At 66.1% G+C, this 2,031-nt stretch carries 2 protein-coding genes; both read left to right on the top strand.

All coding sequences use genetic code 11. The features are described 5' to 3' along the window. The coding region (locus WA702_RS12835) for an FtsX-like permease family protein (RefSeq protein WP_425110901.1) at nucleotides 1–1,207 on the top strand (1,207 nt) is incomplete at its 5' end. Then, the coding region (locus WA702_RS12840) for a lipocalin-like domain-containing protein (RefSeq protein ID WP_425110902.1) at nucleotides 1,197–2,031 on the top strand (835 nt) is incomplete at its 3' end. The genes WA702_RS12835 and WA702_RS12840, both read left to right, overlap by 11 nt.

Here is a 2,031-nt window from a genome sequence, read left to right on the forward strand (position 1 = left end):
GCTCGGCGCTGCGCTGCTGCTGCCCTCGATCCTGGAAGCGGTGCTGCGCGCCGGCGAACGCAGTGCGCGACGCGCGCTGACGCTGTGGTTCTGGGCCGACAGCCGCCAGCAGATCTCCGGGCTCTCGCTGGCGTTGATGGCGCTGCTGCTCGCGCTCGCAGTCAATGTCGGCGTTTCCACCATGGTCGAGACCTTCAGCCGCACCTTCCTGGTCTGGCTCGACGGCCGGCTCGCCGCCGACATCTATGTCAGCGCTGCCGACGACAAGCAGGCCCGCGAGGTGCGCGACTGGCTGAGCGCGCGCCAGGATGTGCAGGCGGTGCTGTTGGGCGGCCGCGCCGAGACCCAACTCGGCGGCGCGCCAATCGACGTGCTCGGCCTGCCCGACCACGCCACCTATCGCGACCATTGGCCGGTGCTGCAATCCGTATCAGATGCATGGAAGCAATTGGTGCCGGGCGAAGCCGGCTTCGTCAGCGAGCAATTGTCGCGCCGGCTGAATCTCGCCATCGGCGATCACGTCAATATCCCCGCGCCCGGCGGCGACTGGCCGATCAGCATCGTCGGCATCTACGCCGACTACGGCAATCCCAAGGGGCAGATCGCGGTCAATGTCGCGGCGCTGTCGCGGCACTTTCCGGCGGTGCCGCTGACGCGCATCGCGGTGCGCACCGATCCCGCCAACATCCCGGCGCTGATCTTGGCGCTGTCTGACAAATTCGGCCTCGATGGCCGCAATCTGATGGACCAGGCCACGGTGAAGCGGGAGTCGACCGAGATCTTCAATCGTACCTTCGCGGTGACGGGCGCGCTGAACACGTTCACGCTCGGCGTCGCTGGCATCGCGCTGCTGACGAGCCTGTTGACCTTGGCCAATTCGCGGCTGCCGCAGTTGGCGCCGCTCTGGGCGATCGGCATCACGCGGCGTCGACTCGCAGTGATCGAGCTGTTGAAGACGCTGGCGGTCGCGGCGATCACCTCGCTCTTGGCGCTGCCGCTCGGGCTGTTGGTCGCCTGGTGCCTGATCGCGATCGTCAATGTGAAGGCGTTCGGCTGGCGACTACCATTCCATGTGTTCCCGCTCGAGCTTATTAAACTGCTTGTCGTTGCCGTGTTAGCCGCGCTGCTGGCGTCGCTGCTGCCGGTGATCCGGCTAGCGCGGATGCAGCCGGCCCATCTGGTGAGGATCTTCACCGTTGAGCGCTGAGCCGAAACTCTCCCGTCGTGCCTTTGCGGCCGGCCTCGTGCTCGCCGGGCTCAACGCCCGGGCGCGCGCGCAAGGCTTTGCGGGCCTCGGCGAAAACGGCAACGGCTTTGCACAGGTGGTACCGGGCAAGCTGTTCAGCTTTCCCGGGGATCACGGACCGCATCCGGACTTCCGCATCGAATGGTGGTATGTCACCGCCAATCTCAACGACGCCAATGGACAGGCCTACGGCCTGCAATGGACCCTGTTCCGGCAATCGGCGCGGCCGGGATCGCAAGGCGCGGGCTGGGCCAGCCAGCAGATCTGGATGGCGCATGCCGCGGTGACCCGGGCCGACACCCATCGTTCAGCGGAGAAATTCGCACGCGGCGGTGTCGGGCAGGCCGGTGTTGAAGCCAAGCCATTCCAGGCCTGGATCGATGCCTGGCAGATGACGGCGCCAAGCGAAAGCGACGATCAGGCGCTGTCGCCGCTCGAGATGACGGCAGCAGCGAACGACTTCTCCTATACGCTCGAGCTCAGTGCCGATCAGCCGGTGGTGCTGCAGGGCGACCACGGCTACAGCAAGAAGTCCGAGCGCAACCAGGCCTCCTATTACTACAGCCAGCCGTTCTATCGCGCCCACGGCCAGCTTGCGATCGACGACAAACCGGTCGAGGTCACCGGCCAAGCCTGGCTCGACCGCGAATGGAGCAGCCAGCCGCTGAGCTCAGACCAGACCGGCTGGGACTGGTTCTCATTGCATTTCGCCTCCGGCGGCAAGCTGATGCTGTACCGGATGCGGCAGACCGACGGCCACGACTACGCATCGGGCACCTGGATCG

Origin of the sequence: Bradyrhizobium sp., from assembly GCF_049798375.1 — a bacterium.
GTDB lineage: Bacteria > Pseudomonadota > Alphaproteobacteria > Rhizobiales > Xanthobacteraceae > Bradyrhizobium.